The following is a 15147-nucleotide window of genomic DNA, read 5'->3' on the forward strand; positions in this document are numbered from 1 at the left end:
AAAAATAATCAGTTGGATATTTTTAATAATCAGATATTATCAACCGCCCAAAGCTCAATTTTAAATCCCTCTCCTGAATATAAGTCAATATCGAAATCAGCCTCGTCACATAAAACGGCAGGCATTTGCCTTACAACCCGAAATACAGCCGCGTCAGCTGGAATTGCAGGCGACATTTCAGCATCGACATCCTTTTGAATCACAAACCTAGTATTGTCAAGGTTGTGTGCAAAATACTCCTTAAAAGCCACTCTTTTATCTTCAGAAACCTCAACCCAGTCGGCGGCATCAGCAACTGTCGGATCGCACGGAATCCAGCCGTACCCTTCAATATAATACATCGCCCAAAAGTGCGTTCCGGGAGTATCAGTTATAATCATCTGATAACCGCCGGGTGCACGTGCCGGAATTCCAAGCGATCTGCAAAGTGCTGAAAAGAGCATACTCTGTGTTCCGCAGTCGCCACGTCCTGTATTTAGCATATGGGTTGACTCAGCAGTCTTTGGCTCAATTGTATCAAGCGACAAGTGCGGAACGTGGCTGTACGGATAAGTTTCAATGATGTGGTTGTATATCATTACAGCCTGAAGATACGGATTTTTCTCATCTCCGACAATCTCGCGGGCCAGTTTTGATATGTCCTCATTAATCTCTATATTCCGATCAGACTTTGTATAAAGGATATACTCAGGTGTGGTCTTGTTATACGGCATTACTTTTGCAGGGTCTACATAAAATCCCTGCTCATAAGAGGTAAACGAAATATCAGCCGAGATTAGTGTATCTCCGCTTAACTTATCGGCAGGAAGCTCATAATAGACATAACCAATCTGCCCTTCTGTTACAGGCCCGTACACGATGTATTCGCTGTATGATAAATTTGTAACAGTCACATTAGTCTGTGACTCAGTAACAAGCGGAAGAGGCATCCAGACTTTTATTATTGCGCCATCTCTTAAAAAATCCTCAGGAATTAAAAGGGCCGATGTTCCCTCATAGGTCTTCGGGTTGAAATAAGGTGAACTTCCATCCGGCTTTTTGCCTGACAAAACATCGCGTGACAAAAAGTCAAAATCTATTCTGTCATCAATTACTCTGATGATTTCATAATTTTCATAAAGGTAGTTTGCGGCAGTGTCATAAAAATACAAAGTCTCGCCGTCAGATTCAATCTTCTGGGCGGAATCTTCAAGCCAACCGGAAATTTCCTCATCCAAAATTTCAGGCACTTTTTCTTTTAGGGAAGCATAAGCTTCTGATTCATTAAGTGAATACTCCACATATGATCTAAGTGAGACAAAGCTTTTTGTCATTGCTTTTTTGGCATCATCTAAAAGACCTGCGCTTTCGTAAAGGCTTTGTGCCTCTAAAAACTTCTCCTCGGCGGTTCTATAATCGCCATTACTGTATGAAACAACACCTTCATCATAAATGGCATCAGCCCTGGATTTCGCATCATCAGAAACAACATAAATATCATCTGTGCCCGTGCAACCGCAAAACAGCACAAGACATAGAGTAAATACAGATAAAACGAGGAATAAAACCGACTTCATAAAAGGAGATTGATTTAAAAGACATAATATTTTTCCATGCCACTTCTTAAAGATACGAATCAGAAGATACTTTTCCATCTCTTAAAAGAATCAGCCTTTCAAAAAACTCCTTATGCCAGGATTCATGAGAGACCATAATAACAGTCCTTTCAGTCTCCTCGTTAATCTTTTTAAAAAGCTCAAGAACAGCCCTTGAATTTTCCGTATCAAGATTTGCACACGGCTCATCTGCAAAAATAATCTCCGGGCTGTTTACAAGCGCCCTTGCTATTGCAACTCTTTGCTGTTCACCTCCGGAAAGCTCGGCCGGAATATGATTAGCTCGTTCCCCAAGCCCGACAAGGCTTAGGTATTCCATTCCTTTTTTTTCAGATTCTGCAAGAGACAGACCTTTTGCCATTGCAGGAAGAATAACGTTTTCAAGCGCTGTAAGTTCAGGAACAAGTGCATAATCCTGAAATATAAAGCCAAATTTTGAGAGACGGAATCGTCCCTTGCAGTCATCGCTCATAGAAAGAACGTCTTTTCCAAAAATCCTTATACTTCCTTCTGTCGGTCTGTCTAAAAGACCCAGAATGTGAAGAAGTGTCGATTTCCCGGAGCCTGAAGGCCCCATAATCCCGACAAAATCCCCCCTTTTAATCTCAACCGAAACTCCCCTTAAAGCACGGACCTCAACAAGCCCCATCATATAGGTTCTTGTAATATCTTCTGCGGATATAATTTCAGACACCTCTCATCGCATCAAGAATGTTCTCCCGCGTTATCCTCCATGCCGGAATATATCCTGCAATAGCCGATGAAACAAATAAAAGAACTGTATTTTCTACAAGTGCTTTATAATCCACAATAGGAATTACATCTCCGTCAGGAAACTCCATAGGATATGCTGTAAAATAGGCAGTCATCATCTCAAGCATCAAAAATCCAAGTAGTGAGCCAATCAGGCATAAAAAAATCACCTGTATTACATATGAATTTATAATAACACTTTTTTTTATCCCGATTGCCTTTAAAATTCCAATCTGCTTTCTGTTGTTAAAGGCTCTTATAGTGGTCATGATAAATATCAAAACAACGGCAATGAGAAGGCTTCCGGCAACGCTTATCTGGTTTATTATATTAAAAGACTCAACAGACTCTGTAACTGCATCGGGAAGGGATTCCTCCCAGGTCTTTACATCCTCGCCGATGCCAAACTCAAGTATATTTCTTCTGACAGCATCTACATTCACATCGTTTCGGTATGTTTTTACAAGCACTTTGTCTGCAACGTTGTTTTCGTATCCAAGAACAGAGTTCATCTCATCCCAGGTTACAATCGCCATATAATCAGCAGTCCAGGATTTTGTATTGAAAATTCCCTTAATCCTGTATTCACGTACAACTCCGTTAGAGTAGTCAACAATTACAGTATCACCAACCTCTGCACCACCAAGAGAAGGATAAAAATCCCCGGTTTTGTCCTTTTCACCTGCAACAAGCCTACCGAGAATTATAGAATCCATATCCCCGCTTCCAAGGTAATTGCCTTCTTTCATCACCTCATGAAATTTCGTGACCTCCTGTTCATCCCTCGGATCAATTGCTGTAATCCCTATAGTCACGGATTCTTCCTCCAGCTGAATTGATGCAGGAGATTCATACCAAGCCGATGCTCTGACAACACCGGGGATACGATTCAAAGCAGGCATAAGTTCATCGAGATTTTCGATATACATGTCATTTTCGCGGGGCTCGATTACTATATCCGATGTCAGATAGTCAATATTCTGCTGATTGAAAATTGCGATTGAACCTGCGATGATTGAGGGCAGAAATATCATATTTGTAAGGACAAGGGCAATTATGAATATATTCATAAACAACCTCCCGATGCCTCCGCGTTTGGTTGCCCTGACAGCCAGAAAAAAAGATACCCTCACGTCATCAAGCATATTTAATCAGACCTTTTCTTCATCTCTCTTTTTGTAAATAAAGTAGTAATACCCGCCGGCCGCCAGTGCGATTATAACTAATAGTAAGACAATCAGACCTGTTTCATCCTCTTTTTTCCGGACAACAAGTGATAATTTATTTTTCGATTCATGAGTGCCTGTGTCGTCCTCCCACGATACTGTAAAATTATATGTGTATTCCCCTGCATTTCCGGCATCAAGCATAAATACGGCAGGAGCATCATTTCCGGGACGGATTTTTCCGATAAATGCTTCTCTCCCTCCTGTAAACGGCAAATCTATCTCTGCTTTTGTTGATTTGGCATCACCAGTTCCTGTGTTTTCAATCCTGACTGTAAGGTCAAACCTGTCGTTTTCCATAACCCTTACAGGATCGGTTTTTAATGATGCAATGGCAATCTCGCTTTTTCCCAAAACATTAAAGACAATCGCAGAATCATGCCTTTCAGTTGTTCCGTCAACAACGCTGTATGTGATAATCAACGGTATTTCAGAAATTCCGGTCTCAATATTTTTATCTGAAATGAATGAGACATCAAACGATTCTGATTCACCTGACCGAAGAGAAGATATATGAAACGAAGAATTCCCTACCGGTGCAATGGATGGAGAATCTTCAGCAATTTTTATGAGAATATCTTCTGCTGTGCTCTTTCCACTGTTGTAGATATTTAATGAGACAAAACTGTCTTCTCCGGCGCCAAAAGATGTTGTGCCGATGCGGGAGATTAATAATACCGGTTTTTTAAGCGATGATACCGGCATGTCAACATTGACAGGGATTGGATAGACAAGATTTCCCGAGTCTTTTACTCCGACACGAAGGGTCACATAAAAAATTCCCTTCTTCTCAGGCGCTTTAATTGTAAATGCCAGCTTTACAGACTGCTTAGAGCCAAGTTCACCTGAGAATGCAGAGTTTCCGCCTGTGACCTCTATGTCTTTTCCGCCGTCAAGAAAAACTCCGGTTATCGCCGGATTTATATCAGTCTGAGTTGTCACAAGAGAGTCTGAAACAGTCTTTGTAGAAATAGATGCTGTGTTAGAAAGTGTAACAGTAATCATGCCTGTATCGCCGGGCATCAAAACAGAAGGTGACACTTCATAGTCAGAGAGTATCACAGTCGGCTCATTTAATCCGGCCTGGGACATTCCGGCCAGAAATAAAGCAGACAATATCAAAAGTGCAGTTAATTTTCTCAATTCTATCCCCCGCATATTACCGGATTATGCCGGATTATTATTAAAGATGAAGTTCGGGTGCTCATATAAAAAATAATGACTCTTGTTTAATATAATAATTTTTGGTCATTTTTATAAATAATGTTTAAATAAATTGATGAATCTCATATGTAAAAAGGAATAAATCTGCCGCGAGTAATCCCTGAATATAAAAAAGAAAAAAGAGGCCGGAAAAATCTCAGACCAGGAGATGGAAAGGTACAGATAAATTAAAGAGAATCTTTTTTATTTCTGAAAACGACTTAATGATTTGATGAAAAAAAATTATATTATCGTATTTTTTTCAGGGGTTTTAATATCTTTATTTCTATACTTAATTTCAGCTTACTTAACAGCAACAGGACTCATTGTTACAGGAACACTTGCACTCCTTTTTTTTATGTCCGAGTCTGCCGAAAATATAATGCAAAGACCAATTCTTTCAGCGTATCCAAAACCGGGCAATAAAAGCTTTACAGTTGTAAATCTTGGAAATAAATCTGCACTTGATATTTCAATTAAGGTTTTGCCCCACAATCTTGAATTTTTTATAACAAATCTGAACAGTGATGAAAATTACGATATCGAATGCGAAAAATTTCTTGGAAACAGCCGCGTTTTTTTCACCTACTCTGATGATAAAGGCAAAAGCTACGAAAAAAAACTCGAATTAAAATCAGATATAGTAACTGATTATGATCCAACAAAGCCCCTGATTCCAATATTTGAATGAAATCTTTTCCCTCCTGATTTTAGATATAACCTTCATTTTTCTGTTTTTTTTCTTTTATTCTTCTATTCATCTGTTATATTGGTTGTCTGAATTTTTTTCAGTACTCGCTTTTAACAGTTTTATCTGTTTTTGCTCAAAACAATAATCCCATATTATTTACATAAATGGTTACTCAAGTATGCTTGATCTGAAATTTATCCGAAACAGCCCCGATATAGTAAGAGCAGATCTTAAGAAAAGGGGAGATGCTGAAAAGCTTTCATGGATAGATGACCTTCTCTTAAAAGACATCAAATCCCGTGAGATGCAGACTGAAATAAATACTCTCAGAAACCGCAGAAATATAATAAGCAAAGAGATAAAAACTGCCAAAAAAGAAGGAAAAGACATCTCCACTCTTCTTGAAGAAGCCAAAAATCTCCCTGCCAGAATTAAGGATATGGAATCAGAACTCGAAGAGATAAACAAACAAATAAAGTTCTACCAGATGCGGATTCCAAACATCCTCCACGAAAGCGTTCCTGTGGGAAAGGACGATTCCGAAAATGTTGAGGTTAAACGCTGGGGCGAGCCGAAAGTTCCTTCATTTGAGCTTAAAAACCACGGTGAACTTATTGTAGAAAAGGGCCTTGCCGAGTTTGAAAGAGCGGCAAAAATCTCCGGCGCCGGTTTTTATATGCTGAAGGGGAACTTAGCGTTAATGGACTTAGCCCTTCAGCGCCTTGCAATCGACACCCTCACACAGCGTGGCTACATACCTGTAATTCCGCCTTACATGATGAACCGTGCCGCATATGAGGGTGTAACCGATCTCGCCGATTTCGAAAACGTGATGTATGCAATTGACGGCGAGGACGAGTTTTTAATTGCGACAAGCGAACATCCGATGGCGGCTATGTACATGGGCGAAATCTTTGAGGAAAAGGATTTACCCTTAAAGCTTGCCGGAATTAGCCCGTGCTTCAGGCGTGAGATAGGATCGCACGGACTTGACACAAAGGGCTTATTCCGCGTTCACCAGTTCCACAAGGTCGAACAGTTCATCTACTGCAAACCGGAGGATTCATGGGCACTACATGAGGAGCTTTTGAAAAACGCTGAGGATATCTTCCAGATGTTAGGTCTATCCTATCACGTTGTAAACATCTGCACAGGAGATATCGGAACGGTTGCGGCGAAGAAATACGACATAGAGGTCTGGATGCCACGTGAGAGTGCATACAGAGAGGTTGTCTCATGCTCAAACTGTACTGCATACCAGTCGGTCAGGCTTAATATCCGGGCAAGGGATGCTCACGAATTTGAAAAAAAATACAGTCTGCACACCTTAAACAGCACAGCGGTTGCAACAACAAGGACTCTTCGTGCAATTCTTGAAAACTACCAGGAAGAGGACGGAACGGTTGTAATTCCTGAAGTTTTAAGGCCGTATATGAACGGTGCAGAGACTCTCTAAATTTTTTTATAAATACTGCCCGCCAAATCCGAAAAGAAACAAAAGAATAACAGAAATACAAAACGATAATATGAATAATACAATTTCAGCCTGTTTTATGGGTTTTTTCAATTTGAATAAATAAACAAACCCTGTCGATACAAGTGAGACAGAAACCACCGGACTTATCCATATCGGAAATAAATTCAGGACGCAGGGTATTTCATTTAAGTATTGCCATGGCAATGCAAAAATCACTGCTGAAATAAGAAGAGCTGACGGGACAATGATTCCGGCACATTTTTTAAATTCTTTCTTCGTTTCATTTAAAGATAAAAATACCAGTACTGCAACCGATGCCGATGCAACAGACCAGCCTGAAAAAGTTATTGCAGGAATTAAAAATATTAAAAGAAAAACAAAAACTTTTTTTGACTTCTGACTGTCAAAAACTCTCCTGGCAAAAATAAAAAGACCCATTGCCGATAATGAAAGAAAAAGCGGACCCGCAATATCACCTAAAACTGTCAGATAACGTGGGTAATATCCACTGCACATAAACTGTGCTGACTGAAAATAACAGGGATATATGACGGATGCAATAAATACTGCAGGAATTATATCTTTTTTTTGCAGGTATCCTTTGAATGCGATAACAGGTGTGAGAATTATTAAAACTGCTCCTGCCGTCTGGAAAATACTGCCTGTGAGATTCGATTCAAATAAAAGACCGGATGCTCCGGTAAACAGCACCCCTGCTCCAGAAGTTATCAGCAACTGTATTTTTTCATCTTTTATCTTCATTAAAACAAGATATGAAGTAACAGAAACTATCCCAAAGACTATGCTTAAAAGAACAAGCGAATTTACGATATTATCAAAAATATTAATCAGAATATTCATTTACAAACCCCTGACTTTTTGAAAAGATAATAAAACCCAATCATTACCAAAAATCCGGCAAGGACGGGATAAATGCCATAGTCATCTGTTTGAACATTCACAAGAAAAATTACGGTTAAAAAAACCAGCCATCCAACAAATCCTGTGAATAATCCAATAATTTCCCATTTCTCACAACTTTTAAAGAGATACATTCCAAATGTGATGAAGAGTGGAACAGAACCTATAATAAGCCACTGCATCGCTAAATTTGAAATCCAGATGAGATGAGTTGAAAAGCATACTTTTGCAATATAGTTTCCGATGACTGAAAACAGAAGTACATATGCGAAATAAAACACGAATCCAACCGCAATTCCAGTTACTTTTTGATTATTTTCCATTGATTTACCCTTCAGTTATCTGTTAATTATCCAAACCTTCAGAATTATCTGCATGGGCAAGATAGTCCTGTACTGCAGGCAGTGGCTCACCTTCAATCCTTACATCGCCTGTCCTGTATTCAAAATGATATACTTCTCCATCACTATTTGAATACGAGGCGCTGTCAACGATATACTCCTCACCGAATGCCCGAATTGATGCCACAACCGAATGCTCGCCTGCCGTCAGAACTATTTCACTTTCAGGAAAGCCGTCAAGGTATCCGGTGTAGGAATAAATGCCTGAAACCTCCCGCGGTGTTTTTATTGTAAAACCTTTAAGAACCATCAGATACGGTTTTCCTTCAATTTTAACAGACAAATTATCCCCTGCAAACAGCTGTTTTCTGATCTTTTCTATATCAAGGATCACGAGATCGCAGTTTTCAATGGTGCTCTGTATATTGAGTTCAGTTCCATTTTTATGCGATTTTACAAGCGTCGTTGCACCTGTAAAATCAACAAGAGGAACTTCTGATTCACCCTCTCCCGATAAAAAACAACAGGATTGCATTGATTCACCACAAAAATATACCACACATCCGATTATAACTAAAAATATAAGCGCCAGAAAAATTCCAGTCACAACTGGTTTTTTATCAGTCCATTTCATGATCTGGCCATAAGAATAAAGTAATAATCCCCGTTCCAAAATAGGGCCTTTCTTATGTGGTTGCCCTGACTATCCCTTTCAACGGAATATTTTGACATTATCTCATCTGTCGCCTTTCCCCGGACTGACGCATGGCTTATAAACTCCCCACCGTCATCGTTGATGTTTTCAAAAAGCTCTCTTAGGGCCGGGTATCTGTTGAAATCATCATCTGTTATCTCTACAATTTCATAATAATCCAGGTTCTCCTCTGACACTTTTGCAAGCGACATCGATCCTCCAAGATCGCCTGAGAGCAGATGCAAAAAGAACATAAATCCGGATATTACGACAATGAATATTATTAAAACTGCCAGAGCAGTCTTCTGTAATTTTTCCATATTAACTCCTCCTAAAAATAATCTCAGCTTGCAATACTATTGTTTTTAATGCCAATAACAACCGTAGCAGAGTCTATTGTTCCAAATTCATTTTTAACCATCATCACATACCCTGATTTATCTATAAACACCTGATAAGCCCTTTTTTTTCCCTGCTCATTTGTAACTGATATTTTTACAGAATAAATATCTACACCATTCATCTTCACAGGTCCTGAGCCTGTAACTTTGTAATCGCTGTTATTGATAAGAGAAACAACCTCCGGATTGTTTGTTGCAATTGAAATCAGTTCATCATCTGTAAACTCTTTATCAAAAACACACCCTGAAGAGAGGATTATTCCGGCAATAAAAAATGCCAGCAACCAATTTTTAGTAATTCTTTTTGTAAACATCATCTAAATCACATATAAACTGCTTAATACCTTCATATCTGAATACTGAAATCAGAAAAATTTCCCACAATCCTTTTTTGATTAATGTCCTCTGATTAAAATATAAATTAGAATTATATATTTTTTTACATTGGTTCACTGAACTGTTCATAAAAAAACAGGTTGATTTTTGTCCAGAGACTTATATTTTGTATATTGAAAGAATTCATCAGTCGCCGCGGATCACCCTGAGTGTGAAAGGCGCAAAATCAAAACCTCCTGTGGGTGTTCTTAGCTGTGCACTAAAACAATAATCCCCTGGTTTTACCGAAGAGTCAACATAAAAAGACATATCAAGAAAATAATCAGCAAAGCTACGGGCTGTAAATTTCTCAGGAGTCACAGATACCTGTATTCCTTTTGGCCAAGAGGGACGTTCATCCTCCCCAATAGGACCGTGATTCAGATTACAGGGCACTGTTGTTAAGTTCATTGTTACTATACCTGTGTCAAGTTCACCGGTGTGGACAATAAACTGAGCTACTCCGGTTTTTCCCTGTGGAACAACAAGCATATCCTGAGCATAATCTCCTGATCCCTGATAAAAATGATAAAGTCCCGCACCACTCATAGGCGTGCCGTCATTAATCGCCACTCTTACCCAGTCGTCAGTAATCGCATCAGGCAACTCTTCGATGTCAGCATGTATATACAACCACAGATTATCATAGTCTAAATCAGGCTGCATGTGAGCAGTCACCTTTGATGTGTATGTCTTCCCAGGCTCTGCTTTGAATTCGTCCGGTTCGATGGTTACGGTAAAATTACGGGGCAGAGGAAGAGGACTTGTCTCATACAATCCGGCCACACGCGTTATCTTATACTTCACAGTTCCGGGTTTCATGTTCCTGGAATAGAAGGTATAATTTATGGAGGCAGACGGATCGGGCTTTTTTACCCATTTTGTTCCGTCATAATCAAACAGGTAAATTAAAAATCTCTCCCCGTTAAAACCTCCGATGGGCAGTGTCAGCAGATCAGAGGTATAGTCAGTACTGCCAGAAACAAGAGCAGGGTGTAGTGAGTCAGAGTAATTTTCTGTTTTAATTATTCCGGGCTTTTCAACAGCACCCCGGGGTTTTGATCCAGATGGCGGGAAAAGGGAGAATCTGCTTTCAGGAATATTGGTATTCACTTCAATGCGGTTATATTCGATGACATCGTTTACGGTATCCGACGGGTAATATGTGGTGATGTTCCATACGAGGCCTGATTTTGGATCTATCCAGGCTTCTATTTTTGAGCTTATATAATCAGTGTATTTATCCGACCAGGGTTCTGTTAAAATTTCTATTTCATACAGCATCCGGCCATCAGCCGTTTTTGTATTGGTTATTTTAAATTCCTCATCCCTTACAGCTCTTTGAATGACAGCCTGATAATCATGACGGGGAAGATACGCTATTTCCGGCTGGATTTTGTAAGTATTTTCTTTGGCGTCATAGCTAACTCCTGTTGTTTTGTTCATTAAAAGAAGTGTTCCGGGTGCATTCTTTTTACTGTCCATATATTCCATACGATATTCTGCGGGAGATTTCCAGTCAAACAGAATAGTGCCGTCTTTTGAGGAGGAATATTCTGACTGATAATCCTCAATTTTTCCTGCATTTTCCAGATACTGAATTTTTAGTTCACCTGCTGAAAGGTTGTCGTACTGACCGGATGTACAGCCTGAAAGAAGAGAAAATGTCACAAGAAGCAGAAATAAACAGGTTAAAATTAAATTTTGGAAAATTTTCATAGTTAAGGACTCACGATATTATTATCAAATGATTTGAATCTAAATCATATAATAATTTTCACACATTTATATTTGAATATCAGACGGATTCTCTTATTTAATGAAAATATATTCAGGAATTAAAAGAAGACACTCCGCCTTTAAGGTGGCATTCTAAAATTTTCAGGATTTTATAGCATAAACATATTCAGTAAATGAGTCTGTTAATTCACCTCTTGCTTTAGTTCCGCTAAAAACATATACGGGAACTACCTTTTTTTGTTCATAGGTTCCTGGTTCCATCCAGTAACCAAGAGAAATGTTATTAATAGTAATTTTGTCATATTCGGCAAGGTTTACCGGATATACAGTATTTTGTCTGCACAAATCTTCATATGCATCCTGAGCTTTTCTTAACTCAACATTTCCTGCCGGTTCAACCTCTCTCCAGGATTTTACCATCCCTAAAACTTCTCCGCTGTCACCAACAATTACAGAAAATTCATCACCATAAACCGGGATTCCGTCAAAATTTCTGGCATAACGAACAGCATTTGTTACATCATAGGATTTTTCCGGCTCAACTGCTCCGCTTTTCCAGACCTGCTGCTTCTGATTTACTTCTACATTTTTAACAAAGGCATCTTTTTGATAAGCCCCTGTCTTTAAAAGGAATTCATTCGCAATTTTTATTGCTTCTTCTTTTAAAGGAAGAACCGGCTGTTCTTCAACACTGTTTGGAAATTGTTTATCAGGAATTGAATAGACTATTGCACCTGATTTTGAATGATATGAAAACTGCCTTTGAGGGTCATAAGAATTATCAATAATTCGCATTTCACCTGTTTTTTCATTGCAGTATTCCAACTCTCCATTCAGACCAAACAACCCGGCAATATCGGCTATCTCTTCTGAACTCATTTTTTTGTTTTTTACGTTATATGACAAAATTTCTGTTTTATTTTTTGGATAACCTGTTTTTAGTATAAATTCAGGAGTAGAGCTGCTCCTTGTGTTTGGTGAATTTTCAGAACTATAAGCAATTATTTCAGCCTGTTCAGACATGTTTGCAATTATTTCCATTGATATTGCAAAACATCCTAATAAGGTAATTGCAAGAAATGTTCCAACAATTAATTTTTTTCTCATTTTCTATATTCATTTGATCATTACAATTTCTCATTTCAGTGCCAGCTGTCTGATATATGATAATTAACACTCATATTGGAATATCCCATATTTTCAAAAGATACGGATGCATTTTTAAAAGATACGGATTTGTGGACTGATGACTTCCATATCGGCTCGACGAACATAAATTTTTTATTTCCTCCGCCGACATACTGGAGATTGAAATCTATCGGCTCATCATATGAAGAAAAACTGCCGTTGATATACACACAGCTTTCATATTTTCCAGACTCTTTTTTTGTGAATTCTTCCAAAGTAAGATCTCCGGGAATATTAATGACAGGCATCAGGAGTCTTGGTATAAATTCCCTGTCAAGTTCTGCCAATAAAATATTCAAATCTGAAAGCTCAGATTTGGTAGTTCTTAAAACTAGCATCTCACCATATTCCGTATCTTCAATTGATTTTTACATCCATCATTGCAAACCAAAAATATTACAACAGTTAAAATTAACAAAACTGTTTCATTCCCTCCTCCAAATATTTGATAAATACTCCCCATTCCATTATTCCAAATAGTTTCCTCTGAGTTTTTCGGCAAGTGCTTCATACTGGGAATTAATTTCTATTGCTTTTTGGAGGCATTCTTCTGCTTCGTCGTATTGTTTCAGATTGAATAAAGAAACAGCCTTAGAATAATATGCAGGAGCAAATTGAGCGTCACCTTCGATTGCGGTATCAAAATACAAAAGCGCCTCGTCATGCCCATTATTTGCAGCACACTGCAACCCTTTCAGTGTCCATTCCAGCGGGTTTTCCGGATCATTTAGATATTTTTTCGGGTTTTCTTCGTATTGCGTCATCCACTTCTGATGGGTCACATTCTCATCTGATATGTATATCCTTCCATCCATGGGAGGCATACTATTAGTGCATCCTGTTGAAAAGACCACTAACAATATCAGGATATATATGATGCATCTTTTTTTCATCAATACTCATGAAAAGTTGAATCCAGGTCTTTATAACGTCTCTCACCATGTACTTGAACTGTTGTCAGGAAAAAACAGAATAATCCGCGATTTTGTAAAATCTGATTTATCTAAAGAGAAAATAATCCGAATAACTACAGTAAAAAAACTAAAAAGAGATATTTACAGGAATTATCTGACCTGCGCTTTGGTAAACCCAGATCTTTGGTAAAACCACATAACTAAGATAACCTAAAGCCCCGTAAAATCCTCACTGTCCCACTTTTTAAACCCGCTTTTCATTAAAAGCCATGCCGGAATCAGCATAAGAGCTGAAAGATATGCAAAAACAGGATTTGCGAACGTAAGCCCAAGGAGAATAAGGATAACTGGGCCGGTTACAAGGATGTACACCAGGAAAACCCTCACATTATAAATCATAGCCCCTGGTGAAAGACCGCAGAGCCTCACCATCAGAGAAAGCTCAAAGAAAGATATTGAAAGGCACAGCACAGCGGCGTTTGGAAAACTCCCCACACTGTCTGACAATACAGCGACAAATGCCAGGAAAATCAGGGGAACAACCTGTAAAACAGTGAAAGTCTTTACCTTTGCCGAAATTACCGATGATAGCTTCAATGGAAGGAAGTAGTAGGCAGAAATTGAGTCAAACTCCGTAAGCCATGTGTACATCGTTGATGCAATAACGCCTGTTACAACAGCAAGTGTGAACAAAATCCCGGTCTGCGGAAGATACTGATTTACAAACGACATCACAAGCCATATCAGGCATAAGGGAAGCACAAATGAAAACAATGTCTGTCCGATTCCGATTCCGCTCCTGTATAAATCAATGAAATCCTTTGCAACAAGAGTGCTGCCGGAAAAAAACGAAATCTTCTCCGTAATAGAACTCAGCTGATTTTTATATCGCTTTTCTGATGCAGAATCATAAGGCGAGTAGAAAACAACCGACAGGAAGAACAGAACAAAAATTAACAGCAAAGAGATTAAAAGCCCTGAATATGAAAACGAAACGAAAAGGTTTGCCGGCAGAAAAATATATGAAAGAGCAGACACCGGACCAAACATGATGCTTACAATAGCAAAACCTGCCAGTAAAAAGATGAGAACCAGATAAAGCGCTCTTTTGCATGCCGCATATACGGATGATAAGAGAAACACAGTGCAAAGCCCTGTCAGGAACGCAAGCGAAATTGTAAGGAATAACAGACACGGCCAGAACAGGCTGATGTTCATAAACGGCGATGCAATTAAAAATCCCATACAGAAAGGAAGAACCCAGAGGATGAAATAATATAAAATATCCTTTACAACAAAGTTTAAAAACAGAATTTTCTCAGAGACCGGAAGGCTTCTTGCCGAATATGCAATCAGGCTTGACTGCCCGAATCTCCTGTTCATAATTTCTTTTCCAAGGATTCCAAACGAGCCGACCATTATTCCCATAAGGAAAAACTGGGCGTGGACAACAATGCTTAAGATAAAAGTGTCCATCATATTGCTTATCAGGGGAAGAAGAAACGCACCCATAAATGCGATTGCAAAAATCAGCACAGGAAACAGGGCGAAATTTAAATTTCCAAACATTGTTGAGTGCATCCGCCACTCTTCCTTAAACATTGCCTTAAAAATGGTAAGCAATTTAA

General features: G+C 38.8%; 17 protein-coding genes. 3 read left to right on the plus strand and 14 right to left on the minus strand.

Features of this window, described 5'->3' with window-relative positions; all coding sequences use genetic code 11:
- Positions 1 to 29: 29 nt before the first annotated feature.
- Genes L1994_RS09530 through L1994_RS09545 form a run of 4 tightly spaced genes read right to left on the minus strand, consistent with a single transcriptional unit; the run spans position 30 to position 4717 of the window.
- Entirely contained in the window at positions 30 to 1556 is a 1527-nt protein-coding gene (locus L1994_RS09530) for a transglutaminase domain-containing protein (protein WP_278099209.1), read from the minus strand.
- 46 nt (positions 1557 to 1602) lie between these two features.
- Entirely contained in the window at positions 1603 to 2280 is a 678-nt protein-coding gene (locus tag L1994_RS09535; RefSeq protein WP_278100839.1) for an ABC transporter ATP-binding protein, read from the minus strand.
- Position 2281: 1 nt separating this feature from the next.
- Positions 2282 to 3493, minus strand: coding sequence for an ABC transporter permease (locus L1994_RS09540; RefSeq protein WP_278099210.1), 1212 nt, complete (start codon positions 3491 to 3493; stop codon positions 2282 to 2284).
- Between the two features lie 6 nt (positions 3494 to 3499).
- A complete protein-coding gene (locus L1994_RS09545; RefSeq protein WP_278099211.1) occupies positions 3500 to 4717 on the minus strand; it encodes a COG1361 S-layer family protein in 1218 nt (405 codons plus the stop codon).
- A gap of 292 nt (positions 4718 to 5009) precedes the next feature.
- Between L1994_RS09545 and L1994_RS09550 the strand changes: the two genes are divergently transcribed.
- The gene (locus tag L1994_RS09550) at positions 5010 to 5468 is read left to right on the plus strand and encodes a hypothetical protein (RefSeq protein WP_278099212.1); all 459 of its coding nucleotides are present in this window, start codon (positions 5010 to 5012) and stop codon (positions 5466 to 5468) included.
- Positions 5469 to 5646: 178 nt separating this feature from the next.
- Entirely contained in the window at positions 5647 to 6924 is a 1278-nt protein-coding gene (gene serS / locus L1994_RS09555; RefSeq protein ID WP_278099213.1) for a serine--tRNA ligase, read from the plus strand.
- Positions 6925 to 6930: 6 nt separating this feature from the next.
- On the opposite strand, the gene L1994_RS09560 is transcribed toward serS, so the two are convergent.
- From L1994_RS09560 to L1994_RS09600, 9 genes are all read right to left on the minus strand, one after another.
- A complete protein-coding gene (locus L1994_RS09560; protein WP_278099214.1) occupies positions 6931 to 7806 on the minus strand; it encodes a hypothetical protein in 876 nt (291 codons plus the stop codon).
- Positions 7803 to 8189: a hypothetical protein gene (locus tag L1994_RS09565; protein WP_278099215.1), complete on the minus strand. Its 387-nt coding sequence runs from the start codon at positions 8187 to 8189 to the stop codon at positions 7803 to 7805. Before L1994_RS09565 ends, L1994_RS09560 begins: the two co-directional genes overlap by 4 nt.
- Before the next feature lie 22 nt (positions 8190 to 8211).
- A complete protein-coding gene (locus L1994_RS09570) occupies positions 8212 to 8841 on the minus strand; it encodes a hypothetical protein (protein ID WP_278099216.1) in 630 nt (209 codons plus the stop codon).
- Positions 8838 to 9221 (minus strand): hypothetical protein, encoded by a 384-nt coding sequence (locus L1994_RS09575; protein ID WP_278099217.1) that lies wholly within the window; start codon positions 9219 to 9221, stop codon positions 8838 to 8840. Before L1994_RS09575 ends, L1994_RS09570 begins: the two co-directional genes overlap by 4 nt.
- 23 nt (positions 9222 to 9244) lie before the next feature.
- The gene (locus L1994_RS09580) at positions 9245 to 9619 is read right to left on the minus strand and encodes a hypothetical protein (protein WP_278099218.1); all 375 of its coding nucleotides are present in this window, start codon (positions 9617 to 9619) and stop codon (positions 9245 to 9247) included.
- 205 nt (positions 9620 to 9824) lie between these two features.
- On the minus strand, positions 9825 to 11348 hold the full coding sequence (locus L1994_RS09585; RefSeq protein WP_278099219.1) for a LolA family protein: 1524 nt from the start codon (positions 11346 to 11348) through the stop codon (positions 9825 to 9827).
- A gap of 210 nt (positions 11349 to 11558) precedes the next feature.
- Positions 11559 to 12524: a calcium-dependent protein kinase gene (locus L1994_RS09590; RefSeq protein ID WP_278099220.1), complete on the minus strand. Its 966-nt coding sequence runs from the start codon at positions 12522 to 12524 to the stop codon at positions 11559 to 11561.
- Between the two features lie 35 nt (positions 12525 to 12559).
- Positions 12560 to 12943 carry a hypothetical protein gene (locus L1994_RS09595; RefSeq protein WP_278099221.1) on the minus strand — a complete coding sequence of 128 codons (384 nt, stop codon included), beginning with the start codon at positions 12941 to 12943 and terminating at the stop codon, positions 12560 to 12562.
- A gap of 129 nt (positions 12944 to 13072) precedes the next feature.
- Positions 13073 to 13429, minus strand: a complete 357-nt coding sequence (locus L1994_RS09600; protein ID WP_278099222.1) for a tetratricopeptide repeat protein — start codon at positions 13427 to 13429, stop codon at positions 13073 to 13075.
- On the opposite strand from L1994_RS09600, the gene L1994_RS09605 reads away from it, so the two are divergent.
- Entirely contained in the window at positions 13419 to 13709 is a 291-nt protein-coding gene (locus L1994_RS09605; protein ID WP_278099223.1) for a hypothetical protein, read from the plus strand. The two genes, L1994_RS09600 and L1994_RS09605, sit on opposite strands and share 11 nt — an antisense overlap.
- 20 nt (positions 13710 to 13729) lie before the next feature.
- Here L1994_RS09605 and L1994_RS09610 read toward each other — a convergent pair whose 3' ends face one another.
- On the minus strand, positions 13730 to 15142 hold the full coding sequence (locus tag L1994_RS09610) for a hypothetical protein (RefSeq protein WP_278099224.1): 1413 nt from the start codon (positions 15140 to 15142) through the stop codon (positions 13730 to 13732).
- Positions 15143 to 15147 lie beyond the last annotated feature (5 nt).

It is taken from the genome of Methanomicrobium antiquum, assembly GCF_029633915.1.
GTDB classification, from domain to species: domain Archaea; phylum Halobacteriota; class Methanomicrobia; order Methanomicrobiales; family Methanomicrobiaceae; genus Methanomicrobium; species Methanomicrobium antiquum.